General features: G+C 73.5%; 24 protein-coding genes and 1 tRNA gene. 15 read left to right on the forward strand and 10 right to left on the reverse strand.

Annotation, left to right across the window (positions count from 1 at the left end; genetic code table 11):
- Positions 1-20: 20 nt before the first annotated feature.
- Genes WCD58_RS10900 through WCD58_RS10915 form a run of 4 tightly spaced genes read left to right on the forward strand, consistent with a single transcriptional unit; the run spans position 21 to position 3,469 of the window.
- The gene (locus WCD58_RS10900; protein WP_337702566.1) at positions 21-1,016 is read left to right on the forward strand and encodes an XdhC family protein; all 996 of its coding nucleotides are present in this window, start codon (positions 21-23) and stop codon (positions 1,014-1,016) included.
- Complete coding sequence (locus tag WCD58_RS10905; RefSeq protein ID WP_337702568.1) at positions 1,013-1,678, forward strand: YdcF family protein; 666 nt, start codon at positions 1,013-1,015, stop codon at positions 1,676-1,678. The genes WCD58_RS10900 and WCD58_RS10905 overlap by 4 nt, the downstream gene beginning before the upstream one ends.
- Positions 1,675-2,940, forward strand: coding sequence for a deoxyguanosinetriphosphate triphosphohydrolase (locus tag WCD58_RS10910; RefSeq protein ID WP_337702570.1), 1,266 nt, complete (start codon positions 1,675-1,677; stop codon positions 2,938-2,940). Before WCD58_RS10905 ends, WCD58_RS10910 begins: the two co-directional genes overlap by 4 nt.
- Positions 2,941-2,953: 13 nt before the next feature.
- The gene (locus WCD58_RS10915) at positions 2,954-3,469 is read left to right on the forward strand and encodes a gamma carbonic anhydrase family protein (protein ID WP_337702571.1); all 516 of its coding nucleotides are present in this window, start codon (positions 2,954-2,956) and stop codon (positions 3,467-3,469) included.
- 159 nt (positions 3,470-3,628) lie between these two features.
- Here WCD58_RS10915 and WCD58_RS10920 read toward each other — a convergent pair whose 3' ends face one another.
- The 3 genes from WCD58_RS10920 to WCD58_RS10930 all read right to left on the reverse strand — a co-directional run bounded on the left by WCD58_RS10920 (position 3,629) and on the right by WCD58_RS10930 (position 5,635).
- The gene (locus WCD58_RS10920; protein ID WP_337702573.1) at positions 3,629-4,102 is read right to left on the reverse strand and encodes a hypothetical protein; all 474 of its coding nucleotides are present in this window, start codon (positions 4,100-4,102) and stop codon (positions 3,629-3,631) included.
- A 1-nt stretch (position 4,103) separates the two neighbouring features.
- Entirely contained in the window at positions 4,104-4,868 is a 765-nt protein-coding gene (locus tag WCD58_RS10925) for a CPBP family glutamic-type intramembrane protease (protein ID WP_337702575.1), read from the reverse strand.
- Positions 4,869-4,951: 83 nt separating this feature from the next.
- Positions 4,952-5,635, reverse strand: coding sequence for a GntR family transcriptional regulator (locus WCD58_RS10930; RefSeq protein ID WP_337702577.1), 684 nt, complete (start codon positions 5,633-5,635; stop codon positions 4,952-4,954).
- A 267-nt stretch (positions 5,636-5,902) separates the two neighbouring features.
- Between WCD58_RS10930 and WCD58_RS10935 the strand changes: the two genes are divergently transcribed.
- The 6 genes from WCD58_RS10935 to WCD58_RS10960 all read left to right on the forward strand — a co-directional run bounded on the left by WCD58_RS10935 (position 5,903) and on the right by WCD58_RS10960 (position 12,679).
- Positions 5,903-7,630: a 2-hydroxyacyl-CoA lyase gene (locus WCD58_RS10935; protein ID WP_337702579.1), complete on the forward strand. Its 1,728-nt coding sequence runs from the start codon at positions 5,903-5,905 to the stop codon at positions 7,628-7,630.
- 1 nt (position 7,631) lies between these two features.
- A complete protein-coding gene (locus tag WCD58_RS10940; protein WP_337702580.1) occupies positions 7,632-9,032 on the forward strand; it encodes a phenylacetate--CoA ligase family protein in 1,401 nt (466 codons plus the stop codon).
- An 88-nt stretch (positions 9,033-9,120) separates the two neighbouring features.
- Positions 9,121-9,774, forward strand: a complete 654-nt coding sequence (locus tag WCD58_RS10945) for a gluconate 2-dehydrogenase subunit 3 family protein (protein ID WP_337702583.1) — start codon at positions 9,121-9,123, stop codon at positions 9,772-9,774.
- 7 nt (positions 9,775-9,781) lie between these two features.
- The gene (locus tag WCD58_RS10950) at positions 9,782-11,434 is read left to right on the forward strand and encodes a GMC family oxidoreductase (RefSeq protein WP_337702584.1); all 1,653 of its coding nucleotides are present in this window, start codon (positions 9,782-9,784) and stop codon (positions 11,432-11,434) included.
- Between the two features lie 127 nt (positions 11,435-11,561).
- Positions 11,562-12,344 carry an MFS transporter gene (locus WCD58_RS10955; RefSeq protein ID WP_337702896.1) on the forward strand — a complete coding sequence of 261 codons (783 nt, stop codon included), beginning with the start codon at positions 11,562-11,564 and terminating at the stop codon, positions 12,342-12,344.
- Complete coding sequence (locus tag WCD58_RS10960) at positions 12,341-12,679, forward strand: thioesterase family protein (RefSeq protein WP_337702587.1); 339 nt, start codon at positions 12,341-12,343, stop codon at positions 12,677-12,679. The genes WCD58_RS10955 and WCD58_RS10960 overlap by 4 nt, the downstream gene beginning before the upstream one ends.
- Here WCD58_RS10960 and WCD58_RS10965 read toward each other — a convergent pair.
- From WCD58_RS10965 to WCD58_RS10975, 3 genes are all read right to left on the reverse strand, one after another.
- On the reverse strand, positions 12,669-13,460 hold the full coding sequence (locus tag WCD58_RS10965; protein WP_337702589.1) for an SDR family NAD(P)-dependent oxidoreductase: 792 nt from the start codon (positions 13,458-13,460) through the stop codon (positions 12,669-12,671). The genes WCD58_RS10960 and WCD58_RS10965 overlap by 11 nt on opposite strands.
- Positions 13,461-13,537: 77 nt before the next feature.
- Entirely contained in the window at positions 13,538-13,777 is a 240-nt protein-coding gene (locus tag WCD58_RS10970; protein WP_337702591.1) for a hypothetical protein, read from the reverse strand.
- Between the two features lie 15 nt (positions 13,778-13,792).
- Positions 13,793-14,113: a DUF6247 family protein gene (locus WCD58_RS10975; RefSeq protein ID WP_337702593.1), complete on the reverse strand. Its 321-nt coding sequence runs from the start codon at positions 14,111-14,113 to the stop codon at positions 13,793-13,795.
- Positions 14,114-14,210: 97 nt separating this feature from the next.
- Between WCD58_RS10975 and dnaG the strand changes: the two genes are divergently transcribed.
- From dnaG to WCD58_RS10990, 3 genes are read left to right on the forward strand one after another with little or no spacing between them, the layout of a single operon-like run.
- A complete protein-coding gene (gene dnaG / locus WCD58_RS10980) occupies positions 14,211-16,106 on the forward strand; it encodes a DNA primase (protein WP_337702596.1) in 1,896 nt (631 codons plus the stop codon).
- The gene (locus tag WCD58_RS10985) at positions 16,103-16,654 is read left to right on the forward strand and encodes a hypothetical protein (RefSeq protein ID WP_337702598.1); all 552 of its coding nucleotides are present in this window, start codon (positions 16,103-16,105) and stop codon (positions 16,652-16,654) included. Before dnaG ends, WCD58_RS10985 begins: the two co-directional genes overlap by 4 nt.
- Positions 16,651-17,406 (forward strand): trans-aconitate 2-methyltransferase, encoded by a 756-nt coding sequence (locus WCD58_RS10990; RefSeq protein WP_337702600.1) that lies wholly within the window; start codon positions 16,651-16,653, stop codon positions 17,404-17,406. The genes WCD58_RS10985 and WCD58_RS10990 overlap by 4 nt, the downstream gene beginning before the upstream one ends.
- A 1-nt stretch (position 17,407) precedes the next feature.
- Here WCD58_RS10990 and WCD58_RS10995 read toward each other — a convergent pair whose 3' ends face one another.
- The gene (locus WCD58_RS10995) at positions 17,408-17,689 is read right to left on the reverse strand and encodes a hypothetical protein (RefSeq protein WP_337702602.1); all 282 of its coding nucleotides are present in this window, start codon (positions 17,687-17,689) and stop codon (positions 17,408-17,410) included.
- A 117-nt stretch (positions 17,690-17,806) separates the two neighbouring features.
- Here WCD58_RS10995 and WCD58_RS11000 point away from each other — a divergent pair.
- Positions 17,807-17,879: transfer RNA gene (locus WCD58_RS11000), tRNA-Asn, on the forward strand.
- 379 nt (positions 17,880-18,258) lie between these two features.
- On the opposite strand, the gene WCD58_RS11005 is transcribed toward WCD58_RS11000, so the two are convergent.
- Positions 18,259-19,212, reverse strand: coding sequence for an alpha/beta hydrolase (locus WCD58_RS11005; protein ID WP_373696211.1), 954 nt, complete (start codon positions 19,210-19,212; stop codon positions 18,259-18,261).
- A 103-nt stretch (positions 19,213-19,315) separates the two neighbouring features.
- Here WCD58_RS11005 and WCD58_RS11010 point away from each other — a divergent pair, with 103 nt between their 5' ends.
- The gene (locus WCD58_RS11010; protein ID WP_337702604.1) at positions 19,316-19,852 is read left to right on the forward strand and encodes a TetR/AcrR family transcriptional regulator; all 537 of its coding nucleotides are present in this window, start codon (positions 19,316-19,318) and stop codon (positions 19,850-19,852) included.
- Positions 19,853-20,226: 374 nt separating this feature from the next.
- On the opposite strand, the gene WCD58_RS11015 is transcribed toward WCD58_RS11010, so the two are convergent.
- Positions 20,227-20,832: a hypothetical protein gene (locus WCD58_RS11015; RefSeq protein ID WP_337702606.1), complete on the reverse strand. Its 606-nt coding sequence runs from the start codon at positions 20,830-20,832 to the stop codon at positions 20,227-20,229.
- Positions 20,778-21,305 carry a hypothetical protein gene (locus WCD58_RS11020; RefSeq protein ID WP_337702608.1) on the reverse strand — a complete coding sequence of 176 codons (528 nt, stop codon included), beginning with the start codon at positions 21,303-21,305 and terminating at the stop codon, positions 20,778-20,780. Before WCD58_RS11020 ends, WCD58_RS11015 begins: the two co-directional genes overlap by 55 nt.
- Positions 21,306-21,308: the final 3 nt, after the last annotated feature.

Consider the following 21,308-nt stretch of genomic DNA (forward strand, 5'->3'; position numbering starts at 1 on the left):
GCTCGCCTACGCTGGAGCACGTGAGCGACCTGGCGGACGTGGCGGCGGTCCTGGCGCGGGGGGACGAGGCGCGGGCGGTGGTCCGCGTGCTCGACCGGCACGGGTTCGGCACCGTCGAACCCGGCCAGCTGCTGGTCGCCGGCGCCGACGGGGCGCTCGGCGGGGTGCTGCTGCGGGGCGCGCTGGACGACCGGGCGGCGGTGCTGGCCCGGGACGCGCGTGAGCGCCCGGCCACGATCGACGCGCACGTCGCCGAGGACGCCGCGGTCGCCGCCGGGCTCGCCTGCGCGGGCGGGGCGACGCTGCTCGGCCATCCCCTCGACGCCGCGCCGGCCCGCGCGCTCGCCGGCGCGTTCTCCGCCGGCGCCCCCGCCGCGCTGGTCTCGCGCGCCGACGGGTCGGCGTCGCTGGCGGCCACCGGCGGCGAGCTCGAGGACGTCGCGAGCACCCTCGGCGAGCCGGCGCTCGACGACGCCGCGCTCGCCCACGCCCGCGGCCTGCTGCGCCGGGGCGCCACGGCCACCGATCGCACCACGCTCGAGGGCGTCGACGTGCTCGTGGACCTCTGGGTGCCCGTGCCGACGGTCACCGTCGTCGGCGGCGGGGCGATCGCCGAGGCGCTCGCCGCGCAGGCCGGCGTCCTGGGGTGGGCCGCGCAGCGTGCCGACACCGTCGCCGAGGCCGACGCCGCCGTCGCCGCGTTCACCGACGCCGACGTCCTCGTGCTGCTCGACCACGACCCCGCCTTCGACGCCGTCCTGCGCACCGGCCTGGCGGGTCGCGGCTTCCTCGGCGCGCTGGGCTCGCGGCGTACCCAGGCCGCCCGCCGGGAGCGCCTGCTCGCCGCCGGCGTCACCGAGGACCAGCTCGCGCGCATCCACGGCCCGGTCGGGCTCGACCTCGGCGCCCGCACCCCCGCGGAGACCGCCGTCTCGATCGTCGGCGAGGTCCTCGCGGTCCGCAGCGGGCGCGATCCGTCGGCGCTCGGTCGCGCCGCGGGACCGATCGGCGCATGAACCGCGGCACGAGCCCGACGTCCCCGACCACCGCCCGCACCGCCGCCGCCTGGGCGCCGCGGGTGGTGGTGGGCGCGGTGGTGGTGGCGCTCCTGCTGGTCGGCGGCACCGCGATCCGGGTGTGGCAGCTGGGCCGGGTGGACGAGCGCCAGCCGGTCGACATGATCGTCGTACTCGGCGCCGCCCAGTACGACGGCCGCCCGTCGCCGGTGTTCCGCGCGCGCCTGCAGCACGCCCTCGAGCTCTACGAGGAGGGCGTCGCCCCGCGCATCATCACCGTCGGCGGGGCCGCGGACGGCGACGCGTTCACCGAGGCGCAGGCCGGCGAGCAGTGGCTCGTGGAGAACGGGGTGCCGGGGCAGGCGCTGCTGCCGGTCGACGAGGGCCGCGACACCTACGAGAGCTTCGAGGCGGTCGCCGCCGTCGCCGAGCAGCGCGGGTGGACCTCGGCGGTGCTGGTCAGCGACCCGTGGCACTCGCTGCGCTCCCGCACGATGGCCGACGACGTGGGACTCGACGCGACGACCTCGCCGACCAAGCGCGGCCCGGTGGTGCAGACCCGCGAGACCCAGCTCCGCTACATCGTCCGCGAGACCGGCGCGCTGATCTACTACCACCTCACCCACGGGTCGTCCGACTTCTCCGACCCCGGCCTGGGATGAGCACGCCGGGGCACCGCGCCGCGCGGCTGTTCGCCGAGGCCCCGAAGCCGGGCCGCGACCTGCGCTCGCCGTTCGCCCGCGACCGCGGCCGCGTGCTGCACTCCGCGGCGCTGCGCCGCCTCGCCGGCAAGACGCAGGTCGTCGGCCCCGACGAGGACGCCGCGGTCACCGGCGTGCCACGCACCCGGCTGACCCACTCGCTCGAGGTCGCCCAGATCGGCCGCGGCATGGCCGAGGACCTCGGCGCGGACCCCGACGTCGTCGACACCGCCGGGCTCGCCCACGACATCGGCCACCCCCCGTTCGGCCACAACGGCGAGCGGGCGCTGCACGCGCTCGCCGGCGACTGCGGGGGCTTCGAGGGCAACGCCCAGACGCTGCGCATCCTCACGCGGCTCGAGCCCAAGGTGCTCGACGACGACGCGTGCCGCGGCCTCAACCTCACCCGCGGCGTGCTCGACGCCTGCCTCAAGTACCCCTGGCCGCGCCGGGAGGGTCTGCGCAAGTTCGGCGTCTACCCCGACGACCTCGCCGTGTTCGGCTGGGTGCGCGAGGGCGCGCCCCCGGACAGGCGCTGCGTCGAGGCGCAGATCATGGACTGGGCCGACGACGTCGCCTACTCCGTGCACGACCTCGAGGACGGCATCCTCGCCGGGCGGATCGTGCTGGCCTGGCTGGGACGTCCCACCGAGCGCGCCGCACTCGCCGACCTCGCCGCCGACGCCTTCTCCGCCGCGCCGCGCCGCGAGCTCGAGCACGCCGCAGGGGTGCTCGCCGAGCTGCCGGCGGTGCGCGCGGCCGCAGCGCACGGCGCGCACGACGGCTCGCTCGCCGCCACCGCCGCGCTCAAGCGCCTGACCAGCGAGCTGGTGGGGCGGTTCGTCTCGAGCACCGTCGACGCCACCCGGGACGCGCTCGGCGACGCCGTCGTCCCCGCCGGGCACGACGCCGACCTCGTGATCCCCGCGGGCGTCGGGGCCGAGGTGGCGGTGCTCAAGGCCGCGGCGTTGCGCTGGGTGATGAGCGACCCGGCCCGGCTCGCGGTGCAGGAGCAGCAGCGCCACCTGGTCACCGAGCTGGTCGAGCGCCTGGTCGCGGCCGCCCCGCAGGCCCTCGACCCGGCGTTCGTGCCCGCGTGGGAGGCTGCCGCCGACGACGCCGCCCGGCTGCGGGTGGTCGTCGACCAGGTCGCGGTGCTCACCGACGCCGGCGCCGAGCGCCGGTGCGCGCGCCTGCGCGCCACACGTCCCGTCGCCGGCTGAGAGGTGCCCGGAGTTGTCGCTGATCACCGTCCTGGGTCACACGCCGACGGTTGCCGAGGGCGCGTGGGTCGCGCCGGGCGCGGTCGTCGCCGGCCGCGTGACGATCGGGACCGACACCGGCGTCTGGTACACCGCCGTGGTCCGCGCCGACATGGAGTCGGTGACCGTGGGGGAGGGGACCAGCGTCCAGGACGGCACCGTCGTCCACGCCGACCCCGGCTTCCCCTGCTCGATCGGCGACAACGTCACCGTCGGCCACCGCGCGGTGGTGCACGGCTGCACGGTCGAGGACGACTGCCTGATCGGTATGGGGGCGGTGGTGATGAACGGTGCGACGGTCGGGCGCGGGTCGGTGGTCGCGGCCGGCGCGGTGATCTCCCAAGGCGTGACGATCCCGCCGGGGTCGCTGGTCGCGGGCGTCCCGGGCAAGGTGCGCCGCGAGGTCACCGACGACGAGCGCGCCATGATCGCGGCCAGCGCCGCGACCTACCGCTACCTGCTCGGCGTCCACCGGGACGCGACGGCCTGAGCTACGCCACCCGCGTCGGGGCGCTCCGGCGTCGGTCGCGCCCGCGCGGCCGTCACCGGCACGGTAGGCGATGCCGAGGCCGGTCAGGCGGCCGACGACGAGGCGCCGCGCCGGGCGGACCCGCACGATGAGCCGCATCTTCGTAGGTATCTCCGCTGGTCAGGTCAGGTACAGCCAGGTCGCGGCGACGAACAGGGCCAGGGCCAGCCACGTGGCCGCCGCGCGGATCCAGTTGAGGCGCTGCCAGCGCGCCCGCACCTCGCGCCAGTCGCGCGGCGGCGCGTCGGGCGCCCAGGCGAGCATCACGTCGTAGGTCGGCTCGGCGCCGAAGCGCGAGGTCAGCAGCGGTCCGGCGACGATCGCGGCGAGCCCGAGCGTCGCGAGCAGGAACGGCGTGCCGGAGCCCCACAGGCCCACGAGGGCCACCACCGGGGCGACGACCATCGCGGCGATCAGGCCGTAGTTGGTGGGCGAGCGCCGGGCGATCGGCAGGAAGCGCTGCATCCCGTCGGCGAACCCGCTCGCGCCCAGCCCGAGGTAGACCGGGTGCAGGATCGTCGTGAGCATCAGCAGCAGCCCCGACCACAGGGCGGTGGCGACGACGCTGGCCAGCAGGCCGACCGTGGCGAGCACGTCAGGCCCCCAGGACGCGCCGGGGCACGGCGAGGGCGAGCAGCGGGACGAGCAGCGAGACGCCGACGAGCAGGAGCGAGAACGCCGCCAGCGACGTCACCGGGAGCTCGACGAGCTTGAAGGAGTCGATCGCGGTGTGCACGAGCGCCGGCGCCCACAGCGTGCCCCGGCCGGTCTCGAACAGGTACGCGAACGGCACCGAGGTCACGGCCGCCACGGCCATCGCCCCGAGGCCGACCGCGAGCCCGGACGTCACGAGGATCGGCAGGTGCGTCGCCGCGACCAGCGGCATCGTCCACGCCGCCGCGTGCGGGAAGGACCGGCCCGCCCGCAGCCGCCGGAAGGTGTAGCCGCGCCAGACGAGCTCCTCGGCGAGCCCGTGCAGGGCGAACGCCCCGACGAGCAGCCACGGCCAGTCCGCCCGCAGCGTGATCGGCCCCAGCCCGAGGGCGGCGGCGAGGGGGAACACGAGGACGACCAGGCCCGACACGGCCGCGGCGAGCAGCACGGCGCGGGGCGCGGGTCGCCCGAACCCGAGGGCGCGCAGGGCCCGGCGCGGCCCCGTCCCGGACAGCACCCGCTCGACGACGAGCCCCACGACCAGGACGACCGCGAGCACGACGACGCCGCCGCGGGCGCCCGGGCCGAGGGCGGCGACACCCTGCAGGACGGCCCAGAGCACCACGAAGCCCGCGAGGAACCGGAGCCAGGGTCCGGTACCGCGCACCGGTGCGTCGGGGACCGGCGGCGCGCCCGTGGTCACCATGGCGCACCCCCGGAGCGACTCGGACCCCGGCGACGATGGCGCTCAACCCGGGCGCCCGCATCACCCGCGCGGGATGACCGGCGTCAGCCGCCCGCGGCCCGGTCGTCGTCCTCCGGCGGCCCCATCGCGTCGAGGATGAGCTGCTCCCCGTGGGCCGCGTGGCGGCGGGCGAGCTCCTCGGCGTGGGCGGCGTCGCCGCGGGTGATCGCGTCGAGGATCGCGGCGTGGTCCTCCCACACCCAGGCCGGCGAGCCGCCCTGGAGGAGGACCTCGCCCATGACGCGCTGGACGTTGCGCCACATGACCGCGGTGCTCTCGACCAGCAGCGGGTTGCCCGAGGCCTCGACGACGCCGCGGTGGAACTCGACGTCCGCGGAGATCATGCGGGCGAAGGCGCGCTCGGAGAACGCCTGCTCGCCCAGCCGCACGATCCCGGAGATCTCCTCGAGCCAGGACTCGGTGCGCCGCTCGGCCGCCAGCCGGGCGGCGTAGCCGTCGAGGAGCTCGCGCAGGTCGTAGAGGTGGCTGACGAACTCGCGGTCCAGCGGCGCGACCTCGAGGCCGCGGCGCCCGAACTCGCGCACCAGACCCTGGTTGCGCAGGAGCAGCAGCGCCTGCTGCACGGGTTGGCGGGACACGTTGAAGCGGTCCGCGAGCTGCTCCTGGCGCAGCGGGGTGCCGGGGGTCAGCTTGCCGGTGCAGATGTCGTCGACGATCGCGTCGAACACCTGCTCCGTGCGGGACGGAGGCGTCGGCAGCGCGGTCATCGCCGGCACTCCGGGCTCGGCACGGGCGGCCTCCTCGGAGATCCTGCGGCTCGGACGGTCGACCACCGAGGGTAGCGCCTGGCCGGGGAACGGGATCCCGCCGCAGCTCTTGACTTCTGAATTCAGAATGCGCCACGGTGAGCGTGGGTCGCATCACGTGGTGTGCATCACCAGAGGCAGCAGGGGAGTGCCCCCGCTCACCGGTTCCACACGACCGATCCGCGCCCGGACCACTCAGCTCGGCAGTGACGACGACGAGGAGGACGGATGGCCCAGGGGTCAGCGCCGGTCGCGGACCTGGTGGCGCGGTTCTTCCGCGACCACGGGATCCGGCGCGTGTTCGGGTTGCAGGGCGGCCACATCCAGCCGGTGTGGGACCAGCTCGCGCGGCTCGGCGTCGAGATCGTCGACGTCCGCGACGAGGGCTCGGCCGTGCACATGGCCCACGCCCACGCGGAGCTCACCGGCGAGACCGCCGTAGCGCTCGTGACCGCCGGGCCCGGCGTCACCAACACCGTCACCGCAATCGCCAACGCCTCGATCAGCCGCATCCCGCTGCTGCTCTTCGGCGGCTGCCCGCCCCGCCCGCAGGCCAACATGGGCCCGCTGCAGGACATCCCGCACACCGAGATCCTCGCCCCGGTCACGCGGCTGTCCCGCACGCTGCGCCAGCACGACCAGGTGCTGCGCGAGCTCGACGAGGCCTGGGCCCGCGCGTCGGGCGACCGCGGCGAGCCGGGGCCGGTCTACGTCGAGATCCCCACCGACGTCCTGCGCCAGGAGGTGCCGCCGGCGCTCATCACCGACGAGCACCTGCGCGCCAAGCCCCGCCGGCGCCCGCAGCCGCACCCCGACGACGTCGCGGCGGTCGCCGACCTGGTCCGCAAGGCGCAGAAGCCCGCGGTCATCAGCGGCCGGGGCGCGCGCGTCACCGACGGTCGCGACCTCGTGCGCTTCCTCGACGCCAGCGGCGCGGCCTACCTCGACACCCAGGAGTCGCGCGGCCTCGTCCCCGCCGACCACCCCGCCGGCGTCGGCTCGGCGCGCTCGGCCGTCATGCGCGACTGCGACCTGCTGATCACCGTCGGGCGCCAGCTCGACTACCAGCTCGGGTTCGGGTCGCCGGCGGTGTTCCGGAACGCGACGGTCGTGCGGATCGCCGACACCGCGAGCGAGCTGATCGACAACCGGCGCGGCGAGGTCGAGATCCTCGCCGACCCGGCGGCCGCGCTCGCCGCCCTCACCACCGCGCTCGACGACCACACCCCGGACACCGGCTGGCGCGACGAGCTGCGCGCCAAGCACGAGAAGCGCAGCGCCGAGTACAAGGCGGCGATGGCCGAGGCGCCCGCGGGCGCCGACGGCCTCATGCACCCCAACCGCATCTTCGCCGCGCTCGACGCCCTGGACGGTTCCTCCGTGGACCTCGGCGAGACGATCATGGTCGCCGACGGCGGCGACCTGCTCTCGTTCGCCCGGCTCGGCATCACCCGCTGCGCGCGCTACCTCGACCCCGGCGCCTTCGGCTGCCTCGGCGTCGGCACCCCGTTCGCCATCGCCGCCGCGCTCGCGTACCCGGAGCGCCCGGTCGTCACCGTCACGGGTGACGGCGCGTTCGGCATCTCGGCGACGGACATCGACACCGCGGTACGGCACGGCGCGAAGGTCGTCGTGATCGTCTCGAACAACGCCGCCTGGAACATCGAGCGCTACGACCAGCAGGAGAACTACGGGCTGGTCGTCGGCACCGAGCTCGCGTTCTCCGACTACGCCGCGCTGGGCCGCAGCCTGGGCGCGCACGGCGAGCGGGTCACCGACCCCGCCGACCTCCAGGACGCGCTGCGGCGCGCGCTGGAGAACGCGCCGGCCGTCGTCGACGTCGTCACCAGCCGAGACGCGCCCTCGCCCGACGCCGACAAGGGTCTGGGCTTCGTGCCCGACTACCAGGCCCTCACCCCCTGGAACGACGCCGAGATCGAGCGGAGGAAGGCCTGAGATGAGCGCGCAGATGGAGGAGTGGCACTTCCCGGCGGGCTACGACCAGAGCTACCTGCCCGACCCGTCCTCGCCGTACTGGTTCCCGCACCGCGAGACGATGGACCCCGAGGAGCGGAACGCCGCGGTCCTCCCGCGGCTGCGCGAGGTCATGGAGTACGCGTACGCGAACTCGTCGTTCTACAAGGACAAGTGGGACGCCGTGGACTGCAAGCCCGCGGACATCACGTCGTGGGAGGCGTTCGAGCAGGTCCCGGTGGTGACGAAGGCCGAGATGCGCCAGGCGCAGGCCGACCACCCGCCGTTCGGCGACTACCTCTGCATCGAGCCGACCGACGTGCACCACATCCACGGCACCTCGGGCACCACCGGCCAGCCCACCGCCTTCGGTATCGGGCGGCGCGACTGGGAGGTCATCGCCGACAACCACGCCCGCATCCTCTGGGGCATGGGCGTGCGGCCCGGCGACACCGTCTTCGTCGCGGCCCTGTTCTCGCTCTACCTCGGCTCCTGGGGCGCGATGGCCGGCGCGGAGCGGCTGCGCTGCCGGGTGCTCCCGTTCGGTGCCGGCGCGCAGGGCATGACCTCGCGCGCTGTGAACTGGCTGGCCCGGCTCAAGCCGACGGCGTTCTACGCGACGCCGTCGTACGCGCTGCGCCTGGCCGAGGTCGCCGAGCAGGAGAAGATCGACCCGCGCGAGTTCGGGCTGAAGGTCATGTTCTTCTCCGGCGAGCCCGGGGCGTCGGTGCCGACCGTGCGCAAGGCGATCGAGGACGCGTTCGGCGCGACGGTGATCGACTGCGGGACCATGGCCGAGATGACGCCGTTCATGTCGGCGTCGGCCACGGCGGGGACGCCCGACGGCATGCTGCTCTGGCAGGACATCGTCTGGCACGAGGTCTGCGACCCGGACACGTTCCGCACCGTGCCGTTCGGCTCCGAGGGCACGCCGGTCTACACGCACCTCGAGCGCACGTCGCAACCGATGATCCGGCTCGCGTCGAACGACCTCACGCGCTGGGTGCTCGAGGACAACCCCTGCGGGCGCACGTACCCGAAGCTGCCCGACGGGGTCTACGGGCGGATCGACGACATGATCCACATCCGCGGCGAGAACGTGTACCCCACCGAGGTCGACAACTACCTGCGCGGCGTCGAGGGGTACGGCGGCGAGCACCAGATCATCGTGCGCCGCACCGGCTCGATGGACGAGATGATCGTCCGCGCCGAGACGACCCATCCCGAGGGCCGGCGGTCCGAGTTCGAGCAGCGCACCGGCTCCGGCCTGCAGTCCTTCCTCGGTGTCCGCGTGACCTTCGAGTCGGTCGACGCCAACACCCTCGAACGCGCGGAGCACAAGTCCCGCCGCGTCGTCGACGAGCGCGAGCACACCAAGCGCTGACCCACGTGAGCACTTTCCGGCGCTATAGGGCCGGAAAGTGCTCACGTCACCCACACGGACCCACCTTCAGCGGAGAGGGGAGAACGTCGTGAACAACGCTCTCGGGGAGAAGCCGGCACCGTTCGGCGCTCCGGAGACGACGGCCACGCCGGGGGAGGCGGGCGGGTTCTTCGAGACCGGCCGCCCGCGCCTGGGCGGCCTGCAGAACCCGATCGGCTTCGACGCGACCCAGGCGGCGGTGATCAACGCGGCGGCCGACACGATCATCCCGCCGCACCCCGACTGGCCGACGGCGAGCGAGCAGGACCTCGTGACGTTCGTCGGCCGCTACGTCACCCCGAGCGGCTACCGGAACAAGCACTTCCCGTTCGCCACCGAGGACGAGTTCAAGGCGGGGCTCGACCGGCTGGGGCAGGGGTTCGTCGACGGTTCCGTCGCGGACAGGACCGCGGCCATCAGCGAGCTCGAGAAGGCCTCGCAGGAAGGCACGGATCCGCTGTTCGAGCAGCTGCGGGCGCTCGTCTACTACGGCTACTACTCGCGGCCCGTCGTCACGCTGGCGATCCAGCGCAACCTCCCGGCCGGGCGCGACTACCACGGCCCGCCGCTGCCCTACGGCTACCTGCAGACCACGGAGCCGTGGGACGAGGAGCTGCTGACCGCGGCGCAGGAGAACGGCTCCTATCTCGAGACCGACGAGGTCGTTCGCGTCGACCTCTCCCAGCTGTCCTGGACGAAGTGAGGCAACCATGGCCGCATACGAGGAGACCGACGTCCTGATCATCGGCGCGGGCCCCGGCGGGGCCGGCATCGCGCTGAAGCTGGCCAAGGCCGGCGTCAAGGTGACCTGCCTGGAGCAGGGCCCGTGGGTCAAGCCGACCGACCATCCGCACTACCACGACGAGTGGGAGCTCGAGAAGCAGCGCGGGTGGGCCTACGACCCCAACGTGCGCCAGCTGCCCGAGGACTATCCGGTCACCGGCACGACGACGCCGTACATGATGAACAACGTCGGCGGCTCGACCGTGCACTACGCCGGCCATTGGCCGCGCTACAAGCCGGTCGACTTCCGCAAGGGCACCGAGCACGGCCTCGAGGGAACGATCGACTGGCCGATCTCCTACGAGGACCTCGCGCCGTTCTACGACGAGAACGACGAGATCTACGGCATCTCGGGGCGCATCGGCGACCCGTCGTACCCGGACCGCAAGCAGGCCGTCCGCGACCCCGAGGTCCTGCCCGGCAAGCTGGGCCTCAAGTACGCCAAGGCGTCGAAGGACCTGGGCTGGCACTGGTGGCCGTCGGACAACGCGGTCATCACCGTGCCGCGGGAGAACCGCGAGGCCGACCAGGCCATGGGCAACGAGCTCTCGGGTAGCCCGACGGGCTCGCTGTCCACCCCGGCCAACGCCCACTGGCCCTACGCCATCCGCCACGGCGCCGACCTGCGCACCAACGCCCGCGTCGAGACGATCAACGCCGACGGCGGCAAGGCGACGGGTGCGACGTACCTCGACCGCGTCACCGGCGAGCGGCACGAGATCCGCGCCAAGATCGTGGTGCTGGCCGCGAACGGGATCGGGTCGCCGCGCCTCCTGCTGCAGAGCGCGCAGAAGGGCCACCCCGACGGCCTGGCGAACTCGAACGGCATCGTCGGCAAGTACCTGATGCACCACGTGTTCGCGTTCTGCGACTCGTGGTTCGACGAGCCGATCGAGGGCTTCAAGGGCTCGTTCGGCGCGCCGCTCTATTCGCACGAGTTCTACCACACCGACGTCAGCCGGGGATTCGTCAACGGTTTCGGCATGCAGGTCGCGCGCAGTTTCGGGCCCGCCTACGCCGCGATGGGGACGCACACCGGCTACACGGCCCCGTGGGGCGAGAAGCACCGCGAGTTCTTCGACGGGCACTTCGCCAACCACCTCATGGTGTTCATGTTCGGCGAGGACCTGCCGGTGGAGTCGAACCGCGTTACGCTCGACCCGCACGTGACCGACTCGTCGGGCCTGCCGGCCGCGCACATCGACTACAACCTGCACCCGAACGACATCGCGCTCGCCGAGTACGGGATCGACAAGATCTTCGAGGCCACGCGTGCGGTCGGTGCCGTCGAGACCAACGACACCGGCGTGCTCTACCCGCCGCCGGGCTGGCACCTCATGGGCACCTGTCGGATGGGCAACACCCCCGACGACTCGGTGCTCAACAAGTGGTGCCAGACGTGGGACGTGCCGAACCTGTTCGTCGTCGACGGCAGCACCCTGACCACGGGCGCCGCCGTCAACCCGACCAGCACGATCGGCGCGCTCTCGCAGCGCACCGGTGAGTACATCCTGCGCAACTTCGACCACATCACCGCGCAGAAGACGACGCCGAGCAACGCCGACGCGCCGACCATGTGATGGCCTCCGGCCATGTGAGTGATTCGGGTCGCCAGGGCGACCCGGATCACTCACGTGGGCCGCAGGCCCATCCGGAGAACCGTCATGACGTCCACTTCCCGCGGAACCGGGGTCGACCGAGTTCCTCATCGAGGCCGTGCCGTCGCTGGTGCTCGGCCTGCTGGTGCTGCGCTACCTCGACAGCACCGTCGACGACGCCCGCTGGCTCTCCGACGACGAGAAGGCCGTGGTGCGCGCCGACCTCGCCGCCGAGGAGGCCACCCGCGAGGGCGGGCACGGCAGCATCCGCGCCGCGCTGACCAGCGGCAAGGTGTGGCTGCTCTGCGGCATCTACGTCACCATCGCGCTGGGCATCTACCTCGTCAGCTTCTGGTTGCCGACGATCATCAAGAACAGCGGCGTCGACGATCCGCTGACGATCGGGCTGCTCACCGCCGTGCCCTACGTGGTCGCGGTCGTGGTGATGATCGCGTGGTCGGCGCACGGCGACCGCACCGGCGAGCGCCGCTGGCACACGATCATCCCGTGCCTGGTGACGGCGCTGGGCCTCGTGCTGACGGCGGTGTTCCTGCAGAGCACGGCCCTCGCGGTCGGCGCGATGGTCCTCGTCGCCGCCGGCGTCTCCACCGCCCAGGCCGCGTTCCGGAGCATCCCGTCGGCGCTGCTCTCCGGGGCCGGCGCGGCGGCCGGGATCGCGCTGGTCAACTCGATCGGCAACATCGGCGGCGCGGTCGCGACCTCGCTCGTCGGCTGGCTGTCGGACCTCACGGGGTCGACGGCGTCGAGCCTCTACCCGTTCGGTGCGGTGCTGCTGATCGGCGGGCTGCTCGTGCTGCTCGTGCCGAGATCCGTGGATGACCGCGCGATCGCGGCGCGCACCCCCGGCGAGGACCTACCATCGCCGCGATGAGGTACGAGGTCACCGAGGACGACACCGCCGTCGCGCTGGGCTCCGGGGATCTGCCGGTCCTGGGCACTCCGCGGCTCATCGCGTGGCTCGAGGCGGCCACCGTCTCCGAGGCGGCCCCCGGGCTCACCGCGGGGCAGACCACGGTCGGTGCCGCGATCCGGGTGCGGCACCGCCGGCCGACGCCGGTCGGCGGCACCGTCGACGTCTACGCCTCCCTGACCACCGAGGGCGACCGTCTCACCTTTGACGTGAGCGCCATCGACGGCGACGGGCACTACGTCGCCGACGGCGAGATCGACCGCGTCGTGGTGGACCGGGCGCACTTCACGGGATGATCGAGTCCACGTAGCCCCCGTCCACACGGACGGCGGCGCCGGTGGTCGCCGAGGCCAGCGGCGACGCCAGGTACGTGACGAGGTGCGCGATCTCCTCGGGCTCGATGAGCCGCTGCAGCAGCGACTGCGGGCGGTAGGAGATCATGAACTCGCGCTGCGCCTCGTCCCACGGCAGGTCGTCGCCGACGAGCTCGCGCACGAAACCCTCGACGCCGCCGGTGTGGGTCGGGCCGGCGATGACGGAGTTCACGGTGACGCCCGTGCCCGCCGCCTCCTTGGCGAACCCGCGGGACACCGCGAGCAGGGCGGTCTTCGACATCCCGTAGTGGATCATCTCGGCGGGGATGACGACGGCGGAGTCGCTGGCGATGTCGAGCACCCGGCCCCAGCCGCGGGCGGTCATGCCCGGCAGGTAGGTGCGGATGAGCCGGGTGGCGGCCAGCACGTTGACCTCGAAGTACCGCCGCCAGTCGTCGTCGGTGATCTCCAGGGCGGGCTGCGGGCCGAAGATGCCCAGGTTGTTCACGAGCACGTCGACGTCGGGCTCGGCGGCCGCGAGCGCCTCCGCGCCCGCCGCGGTCGCGACGTCGGCGGCGACCCCGACGACCTCGCCGCCGGTCTCGTCACGGAGCCCGGCGACGGCGTCGTCGACGCGCCCCTGGTCCCGACCGTTGACGACCACCCGCGCGCCGGCGCGGGCGAGATCGACGGCGATCGCCCGCCCGATGCCCCCGGTCGACCCCGTGACCAGGGCGGTCCGTCCGGACAGGTCCAGCTGCATGGTGGGTCCTCCTCATCCTTCCTGCGGTGCCGGGTGAAGCAACCAGCGGAGGCCGGCGGAGCTTCCTGGAGCGGCCTTCAGACGACGACCAGGCTGACGAGGAAGACCCGACGTTCGTCCTCGATGACGCCGAAGACGAGCGCCGCCAGGCCTGCTCCGAAGGTCACGACACGCAGTCCGGTCGGATTGGAGGCGACCCACGGCCTGCCGACCGTCCTCGGTGAGAGTTCGAGCGCTCTGCACACCTCGGCGAACTCCGCCAGCAGATCGCCCGGAAGGGAGCCGACCTCGTCGTCCAGCGGATCGACCTCGTACATCGTCGGTCGAGGTCCCTAGAGCCCTGCCCGTGCGCGTGTCACCTCGAACGGTTCGTCGCACGGCACCGGTTCACCGGTGACGATCTCCGCCGCCCGGTGGACGGCGCGACGGAAGGCGACAGGGTCAGCCTGGACGAGCGCCACCCGGCGCCAGTCCTCGACCACCTGGTGCACCGGGGTCAGGTCGAGCGATCGGCGAGCGTCGTCGAGTGCGGCCTCGTACGCCGCGACGAACGTCGGCTGGTCCGCGGGCAGCAGGAAGGACCGGATCGTGGCCGGGGACGCGCCCGGGAGCAGGGGATGCTCCGCGGACGTGAAAGGTGCCGGGCCAGTCATGGCTCGACCGTAGCGAACCGGTCCGACACCCGGGGGCGGTCGGCGACATCGTGCGGGCGGGGCCGGAGCGCGCCGGCGGCGTCCTAGACTGGCGGACATGGCGGGGCGCATCCGGGACGCGGACATCGCGGAGGTGCGCGACCGCAACCGGGTCGATGAGGTCATCGGCGAGTACGTCGCTTTGCGGCGGGCGAGCGCGAGCTCGGTGAAGGGCCTGTGCCCGTTCCACGACGAGAAGACGCCCTCGTTCAACGTGCGCCCCACGCACGGCACGTTCCACTGCTTCGGCTGCGGCGAGGGCGGCAGCGTCATCGACTTCCTGATGAAGATCGAGCAGCTGGGCTTCGTCGAGGCCGTGGAGAAGCTCGCCGACCGGATCGGCTACCGGCTGACCTACGAGGGCGGCGGGTCGAGCGTCCAGAAGGACCGCGGCACCCGCGCCCGCCTGCTGGCGGCGAACAAGCTGGCCGCGGAGTTCTACGCCGAGCAGCTGCGGACGCCGGGGGAGGCCCAGAAGGCCCGCGAGTTCCTCGCCGAGCGCGGGTTCGACCAGGCCGCGGCGCAGGATTTCGGCTGCGGGTTCGCGCCGTCGGGCTGGGACAAGCTCACCAAGCACCTGGTCGCGCAGGGCTACACGCTCGAGGAGCTGGAGAAGGCGGGGCTCTCGCGCCCCGGCCAGCGCGGGTACATGGACCGCTTCCACCGTCGCCTGCTCTGGCCGATCCGCGACCTCGGCGGCGACGTCGTCGGCTTCGGCGCGCGGCGGCTGTTCGACGACGACCGCATCGAGGCGAAGTACCTCAACACCCCCGAGACGCCCGTCTACCACAAGTCGAAGGTGCTCTTCGGGCTCGACAAGGCGAAGCGGGACATCGCGAAGACGCGGCAGGCCGTGATCGTCGAGGGCTACACCGACGTCATGGCGATGCACCTGGCCGGCGTGACGACGGCGGTCGCCAGCTGCGGCACCGCGTTCGGCGAGGACCACGTGGCGGTGCTGCGCCGGCTGCTGATGGACGACTCGTTCGACCGCGGCGAGGTCATCTACGTCTTCGACGGCGACGCCGCCGGGCAGGCCGCGGCGCGCAAGGCGTTCGAGGGCGACCAGCAGTTCGCCACCCAGACCTACATCGCGGTCGCCCCCGACAATATGGATCCCTGCGACCTGCGCCAGGCCCGCGGCGAGGTGGCGCTGCGCGACCTCGTCGCCCAGCGGGCGCCGCTGTTCAGCTTCATCATCCGCGCGATCCTCGACGAGCACGACCTCGGCACCGTCGAGGGCCAGGTCGCGGCGCTGCAGCGCGCCGTCCCGGAGGTGGCCCGCATCCGGCGCGAGGACCTGCGCGACGGCTACGCGCGCCGGCTCTCGGGGTGGGTCGGGTGGACCGACGAGGCGCAGGTGGTGCGCCGGGTCCGCGAGACCGCCGGCGCGCCGGCCGACGCCCCGACCCGGCGGGCGCAGCGCAAGCCGCCGACCAACCACCGCCCGGACGGCGGCCCGGCGCTGCCCGCCCGCGACGACCCGCGCCTGCGCGTGCAGCGCGAGGTGCTCAAGGCCGCGCTGCAGGCCCCGGCGCTCGCCGGGCCGCTGTACGACTCGCTGCCGGAGGACGCGTTCAACAACGAGGCCTACCTCGCGGTGCACCGCGCGGTGCTCGCCGCCGGGGGGACGTCGGCGGGCTGGTCCGGCTCGGCGTGGATCGACGCCGTCGGCCGCGAGGTCCCGAGCGGGTACCGCACGCTGGTGCACGAGCTCGCCGTCGAACCGCTGCAGACCCGCGAGACCGACGAGCACCGCTACATCACCTCGATGATGAGCGCGCTGCAGGGCACGCTCGTCGAGCGTCAGGTCTCGGAGATCAAGTCGCGGCTGCAGCGGCTCTCGCCGATCAACGACGCCGACGAGTACCACGAGCTCTACGGCGACCTGGTCGCGCTCGAGCAGTACAAGAAGGCGCTGCGCAGCCAGGCGTCGGGCGCGGTGTCGCTGTGAGCGGTCTCGTCGACCGGCTCGGGGCCCTGCTCACGGGCCGCGAGCCGATCCCGGAGGGCTTCACCGGCACGCTCGACGAGGGCGAGCGGGTGATCGCCGACGGGCGGGGGCCGCGCGGGTCGATCGTGCTCGCCACCGACCTGGGGCTGTGGCTGCCGCCCGCCGCGTCCGGCGAGGGCGCACACCGCATCGCCTGGCACCTCGTCACCCGGGCCACCTGGGCCTCGGGCGCGCTCGAGGTCGTCGAGGCCGACGAGGTCGAGGAGCTGGCGGGCGGGGTGATCCTGCTGGCCGACCGGGCGCCGCGCCGGGTGCCGCTGACCGAGCCGCGGCGGGTGCCCGAGACCGTGCACCATCGGGTCACCGGGGCGGTCAAGGACAGCCAGCACCACGAGATCGGCGACGGCGGCGCCTGGTTCGTCCAGCGGCGCGTGCCCGGGGCGGGGATCGTCCTGCACGTGCGCCCCGATCCCGGCACCGACCCGGAGCTCGTGCGCACCGTGGCCGCCGGCGTGGGCGAGAAGCTCCGCGAGGCCCGGCCCGAGTGACCCTCTCCTGGGATCCGGAGCTCTACCGACGCCACGACGACCACCGCGCGCGCCCGTTCCTCGACCTCGTGGGCCGGGTCGGCGCGACGGCCCCGCGCGAGGTCGTCGACCTCGGCTGCGGACCCGGGCACCTCACCGGGGTCCTCGCGCAGCGGTGGCCGCACGCGCGGGTGCGCGCCTCGGACGCGTCGCCGGAGATGATCGCGGCGGCGCGCGGGAACGGGGTGGACGCCGAGCTCGCCGACGTCCGCGACTTCGCGCCCGGCCCGGAGACCGACGTGGTCGTGTGCAACGCGGTGCTGCACTGGGTGCCCGAGCACCGCGAGCTGCTGGCCCGCTGGGCGCGCGAGCTGCCGGCCGACGGCCGGCTCGCGGTGCAGATGCCGGGCAACGAGCGCTCGCCGTCCCACGAGGTCGCCCGGGAGCTGGTGGCCGACCGTGTCCCCGGCGGCCTGCCCGCCTACGGGGTCGGCACGCCCGAGGAGTACGCCCGCCTGCTGGCCGCGGCGCGCCCCGGCGCCGTCGTCGACTGCTGGGAGACGACCTACGTGCACCCGCTGACCGGGGACGACCCGGTGGGCGACTGGATCGCGGGCAGCACCCTGCGGCCCGTGCGCGACGCCCTGGACGACGCCGGGTGGGCGCGCCTGCGCGCGGAGCTCGCACCCCGTCTGCGCGACGCGTACCCGCCCGACGCCGCCGGCGTGACCTGGTTCGGGTTCCGCCGGGTGTTCGCGGTGCTGGGTCCCTGACCTACCGCCCGGAACCGTTGGCGGCGGCGCGACCGGGCGCGGTCGGCTGCCCGCCCCCGGCACCCTCGGCGTCGCTCGGCGCGACCTTCTCCTTGGCCAGCGCGACGCCCGTCTGCACGGCCTCGCCGGCCTTGGCGCGGGCGACACCGGCCGCCCCCTGCACGCTGGGGTGGTCGGCCACCTGGCGGTACGCGCGCGCGATCTGCTCGTAGCGCTCGCGGCCGGCCCGCGCCCCGAGGACGTACCCCACGCCGGCACCCAGCAGGAACGGAATGATCTTCATGCGTTCTCCTCCCCGACGTCTCGTGGCGCCCATCCTGCCCCACCCCGTGCGGAATGACGGTGGGGCCCGTGCGGTAGCGTGAAGGGGTCCGGACGCGAGGTGTCCCGGACACAGCGGTCCTCCGTAGCTCAATCGGCAGAGCATTCGGCTGTTAACCGAAGGGTTACTGGTTCGAGTCCAGTCGGAGGAGCCGAAACCCCAGGTCACAGCCCGTGGCCTGGGGTTCTTTCTTGATCGACCCACCGCTCACCCGCCTCCGTCGTCGCCGCGACCTCCATGAGCTCGGTCCAGGGCGTCGGCGACGTCGCTGGTGACGACCCGGCGTCCGGTACTCGTCCGGGGTCATGGGCACCTTCGTGTGACCGGCGCGAGGGGTCGCGCCAGCCACCCCGGGCATCGGGGAAGACCGGATCACGTCCGTCCGAGTCCTCCGGCCGTCGGCGCAGCATGCCCCTTGGTCGTCGTGCGGACGGTCCACGCCCGTTCACGGGGACTCTCGTTCTTCCCGGACCAGCGCCGGGCCCCACCCACCGCGCGTCGACGTCCCGCCGTCACCTGGAACCCCGCCGTCACCGGACCCGGGAGTCCTTCGCCACCGGCACATGACGAGCCAAGAACGCCAGCTGGTCGGTGATGGCGGCTTCGAAGTCCTCGCCGAGGTAGATATCGAAGTGCCCCGTGTCGTATCGCTCGATCTCACCTCTCGGTGCCCGGGAGGCGAGGCGCACGGTCGCCTCCGCCGGCGCGAGATTGTCGCGATCGGCGACACAGAAGAGGATCGGGCACGCGACGTCGCCGGCAGCCCGCCCAGGTCTCGCGAGGGGGATGGTCAGTGCGACGCGGGCCGGGACGTCGTTGTGGTAGTCGGCTTCGTCGATCCCCGACGCCGCCAGCAACGCGAGCAGGCTGTGCATGTCCTCGGTCGAGGACATGAGTCCGACCTCGCCGGGACGGGCCCCGGCCTTGATCCGCACCGGCTCACGGCCACGCACGTGCGCGAGCAGGTCCTTCGCGCCCGACGCGACCAGCGCCAGGGTCTCGCGCACCGGGAGCTGGCGTACCGAGGCGATGCCGTCGAGGAACGGCGCCTGTGCGATCGCTGCCGCGATCCGCGAGTCCCGAGCGGCGGTCGCGACGACATGACCGCCGGCGAAGGACGTGCCCCAGACGACCACCTTGTTCGGGTCCACCTCCGGCAGCGTGCGTGCGAACGTCACGGCCGCCCGCCAGTCGTGCCTCTGGCTCCGAATGCTGAGCAGCTCGCGCGGCTCGCCCTCGCTGTCGCCGAAGTAGCGGTAGTCGAAGACCAGGCAGGCGTAGCCGGCCGCCGCGAACCGGTCGGCGTACGCGGAGAGGCGCAGCGCCTTGACCGCTCCGAGGCCGTGCGCCATGACGATCACCGGGACCGGCGCGGCCGACGAGGCGCCGGCGGGGAGATAGAGCCAGGCGTGGCAACGGTCGGCTCCGGAGTCGAACCAGACGTCACGGCGTGGCGGGGCGGTGTCGTCAGGCACGGGGCTCACGGGGCTGTCCTCCTGGTGGTGCGCACCTTGTCGATCGGCGCAGTCTTGCATGACGTTCAAGACGCTAGTTGGGTCTTGAACGCCGTGCAAGATATGGTGGTGTGTGCCCCGTAACCGGCGTCCTCGGGATCGCGAGGCGAAGTCCGCCGAGATCGTCGAGGCGGCCGCGGCGCTGTTCGCGCAGGTCGGGTTCGACAAGACCTCGATGGCCAGCGTGGCCCGGTCCGCCGGGATCACCACCACGACCATCTACTGGTACTTCCAGGACAAGGAGGCCTTGCTGGTCGCGGTCCTCGACCACCTCCTCACCGAGATGCTGGAAGGCCTCCAGGCCCAGGCCGCCCGCTCGTGGACCGACCGGCTGCTCTGGGTGGTCGAGCGCCTCCAGGAGCACAGCAAGCTCGTGACGGCCGTCCACGCCCTGTCGGCCACCTCCACCACGGTGGCGACCTGGCACTCCGCGTTCCACGAGCTGACCGACGCCCTGCTGGCCGAGGAACTGCGGCAGTCCGGTGTCGACGCGGCGCAGATTCCCGCGATGGCGCGCCTGGGCGTCTTCACGATCGAAGGTCTGCTGATGCACCCCCTGCCGCGCGAGGAGCAGCGCGCTGTGCTCGACCTGCTCTCCGCCCGGCCTTGAGAGTCCCGCGGCGCATCCCGTGCCACCCCTCCGTCGCGGCGTGGCGGCAACGAGGAGGAGTACCTCACCCACGAGACCCACGAGCCGCGCGGTCAGGCCGCCCTCCCGACCTCGCAACGTGACCGATGGTCACGGCATGCAGTCGACGACGGCCCTGATGGTCCAGCGCACTGTCGACTGGTCGAGTGAACCCGTGCCCGTGTCGAGTGAACCTGGGCGTGGATGCCTGGTGCCGTCGGGTCTGTCCGGGCACGCTCCGTCTCGAGCCGGTGGGGGAACCCCGGCGATCCGGCGCCCCGGGGCGCCGATGGCGAGATGGTGGGCCGGACCAGGCAGCTGGGGAGCGGGCCCCCGGCCCACCATCCTCGCGACGCTCACCGCGGAGCCGGTCCGGTCGTGGTGGTGGGCACCGTGGGCACGGTCGGCACCGTGGTGGTCGGGACCGGCGTGGTCGTCGGCGCCGGCGCCGGCGTCGTGGTCGTCGGGACCGACCGGGGCGCGGCCGACCCGGCCGGGCAGATCACGGCCTTGTTGACGGTCTGACTGGCCGGCCCCGTCCAGTTGCCGGCCTTCGCCGTGACGCGCACGTAGATGTCGAGCAGCAGCGTGGTCGTGGTGAAGGTCGTGGACGTGCCGCTCACCGTCTTCGACTCGCCCTGGGCGAGGCTCAGCAGCCGCCCGGACTCCACGAAGTACGACGTCGCCCCGGTGACCTTCGTCCAGCTGACGTTGATCGTGGCGGTCGTGGTCAGGCCGCTGGTGGTGCAGCTGATCGTGCCGATGGTCGCGGTGGGGGCGGTCAGCGCCCCGGCCCTGGCGGTGGCGCCGCCCGCGTTGCTCGAGAGCCACGCCGCGGTCGCCGCGCCGCCGCCCGCGAGCAGCAGCGCGACGACCACGGCGGCGACGAGCGCGGCGCCGCCACGCGTCAGGCGCTGGTGATCGCGACGGTCACGGGGATGGTGAAGGTCGCGTTCTGGCATCCGTTCTCCGAGGCGCTCGTCATCGAGGCGGCGTTCGCGAGGGTCAGCGTCGCCGCGGAGTTCGCGGGGATCGCGGTGCCCGGGGTCGCCGTGGCGAGGCTGACCCCGGTGGTCGTGCACGCACCCGTGCCGCCGGCGGCCGTCACCGTGCCGTTCGCGGTCACCGACGACACCGTCACCGGGTAGACGTTCGGGTTGTTGACGGTGACCTTCACGTCGCCGCTGGTGCCGGGGTAGAGGAGGTTGGCGGTGATCGCCGTCCCGGCGACCGCCGTCGTCGTCGGGGCCAGCGCCTGCCCGCCCCGGGCGGTGCCGGTGCCGCCGCCGCTGGAGAGCCAGGCCGCCGAGGCGAGCCCGGCCCCCAGCAGCACGGCGACGACGACACCGGTCACCCCGACGGCCGGGAGGCGCCGGGCCCACCGCCGCCAGGAGAACCGTCGCTGCGACGACCAGCGACCGTGTCGTCCGGCCACGGG

This window comes from Actinomycetospora flava, from assembly GCF_037400335.1.
GTDB lineage: Bacteria > Actinomycetota > Actinomycetes > Mycobacteriales > Pseudonocardiaceae > Actinomycetospora > Actinomycetospora flava.

What these genes read in the sequence shown, in the direction of transcription:
- WCD58_RS10935 (WP_337702579.1), top strand. Translation starts at nt 5,903, where the DNA reads ATGGCCCAGGGGTCAGCGCCGGTCGCGGACCTGGTGGCGCGGTTCTTC.
- WCD58_RS10960 (WP_337702587.1), top strand. Translation starts at nt 12,341, where the DNA reads ATGAGGTACGAGGTCACCGAGGACGACACCGCCGTCGCGCTGGGCTCC.
- WCD58_RS10970 (WP_337702591.1), bottom strand. Translation starts at nt 13,777, where the DNA reads ATGTACGAGGTCGATCCGCTGGACGACGAGGTCGGCTCCCTTCCGGGC.
- WCD58_RS10925 (WP_337702575.1), bottom strand. Translation starts at nt 4,868, where the DNA reads ATGGTGACCACGGGCGCGCCGCCGGTCCCCGACGCACCGGTGCGCGGT.
- WCD58_RS10940 (WP_337702580.1), top strand. Translation starts at nt 7,632, where the DNA reads ATGAGCGCGCAGATGGAGGAGTGGCACTTCCCGGCGGGCTACGACCAG.
- dnaG (WP_337702596.1), top strand. Translation starts at nt 14,211, where the DNA reads ATGGCGGGGCGCATCCGGGACGCGGACATCGCGGAGGTGCGCGACCGC.
- WCD58_RS10910 (WP_337702570.1), top strand. Translation starts at nt 1,675, where the DNA reads ATGAGCACGCCGGGGCACCGCGCCGCGCGGCTGTTCGCCGAGGCCCCG.
- WCD58_RS10975 (WP_337702593.1), bottom strand. Translation starts at nt 14,113, where the DNA reads ATGACTGGCCCGGCACCTTTCACGTCCGCGGAGCATCCCCTGCTCCCG.
- WCD58_RS10965 (WP_337702589.1), bottom strand. Translation starts at nt 13,460, where the DNA reads ATGCAGCTGGACCTGTCCGGACGGACCGCCCTGGTCACGGGGTCGACC.
- WCD58_RS10950 (WP_337702584.1), top strand. Translation starts at nt 9,782, where the DNA reads ATGGCCGCATACGAGGAGACCGACGTCCTGATCATCGGCGCGGGCCCC.
- WCD58_RS10930 (WP_337702577.1), bottom strand. Translation starts at nt 5,635, where the DNA reads ATGACCGCGCTGCCGACGCCTCCGTCCCGCACGGAGCAGGTGTTCGAC.
- WCD58_RS10905 (WP_337702568.1), top strand. Translation starts at nt 1,013, where the DNA reads ATGAACCGCGGCACGAGCCCGACGTCCCCGACCACCGCCCGCACCGCC.
- WCD58_RS10995 (WP_337702602.1), bottom strand. Translation starts at nt 17,689, where the DNA reads ATGAAGATCATTCCGTTCCTGCTGGGTGCCGGCGTGGGGTACGTCCTC.
- WCD58_RS11015 (WP_337702606.1), bottom strand. Translation starts at nt 20,832, where the DNA reads ATGCCAGAACGCGACCTTCACCATCCCCGTGACCGTCGCGATCACCAG.